General features: G+C 46.6%; 2 protein-coding genes and 1 pseudogene. 1 reads left to right on the forward strand and 2 read right to left on the reverse strand.

Annotated elements, in window-relative coordinates; genetic code table 11:
• Positions 1 to 81 precede the first annotated feature (81 nt).
• A pseudogene (locus AS151_RS23245) lies at positions 82 to 183 on the reverse strand (zinc ribbon domain-containing protein); the annotation flags it as partial.
• Between the two features lie 305 nt (positions 184 to 488).
• Positions 489 to 632 (reverse strand): hypothetical protein, encoded by a 144-nt coding sequence (locus tag AS151_RS22170; protein ID WP_170861394.1) that lies wholly within the window; start codon positions 630 to 632, stop codon positions 489 to 491.
• 1,370 nt (positions 633 to 2,002) lie between these two features.
• Here AS151_RS22170 and AS151_RS12905 point away from each other — a divergent pair.
• Positions 2,003 to 2,434 carry a helix-turn-helix domain-containing protein gene (locus AS151_RS12905; protein ID WP_071517474.1) on the forward strand — a complete coding sequence of 144 codons (432 nt, stop codon included), beginning with the start codon at positions 2,003 to 2,005 and terminating at the stop codon, positions 2,432 to 2,434.
• Positions 2,435 to 2,742: the final 308 nt, after the last annotated feature.

Consider the following 2,742-nt stretch of genomic DNA (forward strand, 5'->3'; position numbering starts at 1 on the left):
ACGGAGTCTGCTACGAGACCAAGGCTGGACTAACCGAACGCAATCAACACGAATGTCAATTTTTGTCCAGTGATTGGGTTAGTCTCGATAGATTCCCCTGCCGCAGTGGGAGCAGAAATGAGTTCTTTGAGAAAGCGGCTTTTTCCCCGTATGGACGCCACAATGGGAACAAATTTGACTGCTTGGTTTGGTATCTCCTGCAGGCTTAGTATTTACCACCTTGGCAACCAACCCAAGACAAGTCATAGCTGGTTGGGGAACTTCGACATCCGCTTGCACCGGATAAAATGACATAACATCTGCTCGCTCTTTTCAGGACTCGTACTTGCTTGATTACAAAGCCATCACCGAAGGGAACGAGACTTAAAAAAACTGTATGCTTCGGCATAGCTCAGCACAAACTTTCCCAATATTGGGAAGGTCGATTTGCTTCCCTTCGATACAGGTTTCCTGGGCTTTGGGAAAAACAAATTCCCGTCGATACATATCTACCCATGCAGTCTCCAAACATCTGAGGGTTGGTTCAAAACTTGCGAGTGAGGAACTTTCAGTGGGGGATGGTCGGTCTTGGCTGGCGTCAATGCCTGGCACTGGCTGGCATAGGTGGGGCGAGGGGCATCGGTGGGAATCATGTTTTCACCTGAAAAACGTAGTCAGTTAGTTTCAGACTTAGGCTGGTCAGCTACCTGAAGCTGGAGGCATGAAGCCCCCGTGCTTCAATCGGGGGTGCTGACGAACTAAGCTGCAAGTATTAACAGGCGATTTTTGGGATTTGACCCCATCTTTACCTTCTCTCAGCCCATCATGCCAAACTTGCCGATAGATTTCCAACCATGACTCAATCGCTTGAGCCTGATGGAATGTCAGTTTGAATTGGAATTCGTAGCTGAGAGTTAACATAATGAAAAAAAAATAGATTTATAAAACTTCGCCTGATTTTCTAAATTTTAGCGCACTTGATTTTGATGGCGACTGAAGCACGGGCGGTTTTTTATCCCTGTACGTGAACAAATCAGGGCTTTCAGGGCTTTCAAGCTCCCGATTCATGCGGTCAAAACGGGGATTCTTTGTGCAACGACCACCTTCATCCGGAGAACCTGTCGGAAAAGTCAGACAGGGAATGTCCCATCGAGACATATTGGATAGCAATTCTTACGCTTCCAGAGATATCCACTCTTTTCCCTCCCTATCCCAAATACCTGGGACATCCATAGATGCCAAATCCCTCGATCGCACTGGCTACTGTATTTTGATTTTCATCTGTTTTTACAAACAACCAAATCTGCAATTGCTCGACGCACCCAAGCAGTTACTGGCAGGCATTTTCGCGCTGACTGCTTATTTTTATTTTTTCCCTTTCGTATTATGAGTTTAACTTAATTATTTGTCAAGCGATACCAAACCTCTTTCCCCTCAAATCAACCACCAGCTTCTGGGCTGTAGGATGCCAGCCAACACCATTTCCGTTGCTAAGTTGCTGTTGTTATAGAAAAACAGGGAAACTTCAATTTGGTTTCCCATTCCTTCCATGCTACCTCCAAAAAATCCTACGATTGCCCCCATTCCTACCGCTGGTCTTCAGAGGCTGGCTCGCTACTGGAAAAAGGGGCAATTTCATGGGGGATCCAAGCAACAGCTATCCAGAACCCAATTACAGTTGGAATGGCCAGATCCTTCCTCCCTTAGGGTTGCCTTCGATCCCCGAGCGATCGCTTCCAAAAGCGAAAAAGCCTTCGCACCTGAGTTCGCCCCTTCGAGCCGTTCGTGGTTTGCACGATCGAAATAATTTTGCCAAACTAGAGTCGTCATTTCGTTGGTAGAGGCTCTAAAGACAAAAAAGACAACTTTTTCACCATCCGAATTGAAATCCAATGAAAAGTTCTTCGCCGAACCAAACAAAATTAGGGGAACTTGGTTTTGTCGGGGAACTTACTAAGGGAAAATTGTTTTCCAAAAATGCTCCTTTGGGGCACTGTTCCTTTCAATTGGGGGTCGAATCAAAATGTCATCGCCACCTTTAAGAGTTTTCCTATCGCCAGAAGAAGATTGCACCTTATTTCAATTAAGAAAATCGCGAGATATTCCGCAAAGAACCAAAGATCGTGCGGAAATGGTGCGTCTTAATGCTTGTGGTTGGCGGGTACAAGATATTGCCCGTTATTTCTATTGTGCCGAGTCCACCGTGCGTACCACATTGCATCGCTGGCAACAAAGTGGTTTGGAAGGATTGTGGGATGCGCCACGCCCCGGTAGAACCCGTCGCTGGCAAGAAGAAGACTTAGAATACATTCAAACTGGTTTGGAACAAAGTAGTTTTTATAACCACCCACAAACCTTACAGAAACTGGCACAGGAGCGCAATCTCAACCTCAGCATTCCTCATATTCGTAGATTGTTGAAAAAAAAGAAACGATCGACAAGCGCCAGCCGCTAACGCCATGTGGGATCGTTCCTCGTTCAGGTCCAGATCGTAACGCCTGTTGAGGGTGGGCAGTTTGGGGTTGGGGCCCCACCTTAAACCAAGAAAACCAAGCGGACGGCTGCATCTGTAGGCAAACACGACTTCTTTGCTAGGCTGGCGATCGGTTATGATGCGGCGATGGTTGGGGCCAGTCCGGTTTGTCTTCCATCGCCTTTTTACTTTTTGGAATTCTTCATGCCGACTCTAAAACACTAACAAACGTTCACAGACGTTAAGGTTTCTTCCTGCTTCACAGTAGCAACGTCGGCGTTAACTACTCC

The organism is Geitlerinema sp. PCC 9228 (genome assembly GCF_001870905.1).
GTDB lineage: Bacteria > Cyanobacteriota > Cyanobacteriia > Cyanobacteriales > PCC-9228 > PCC-9228.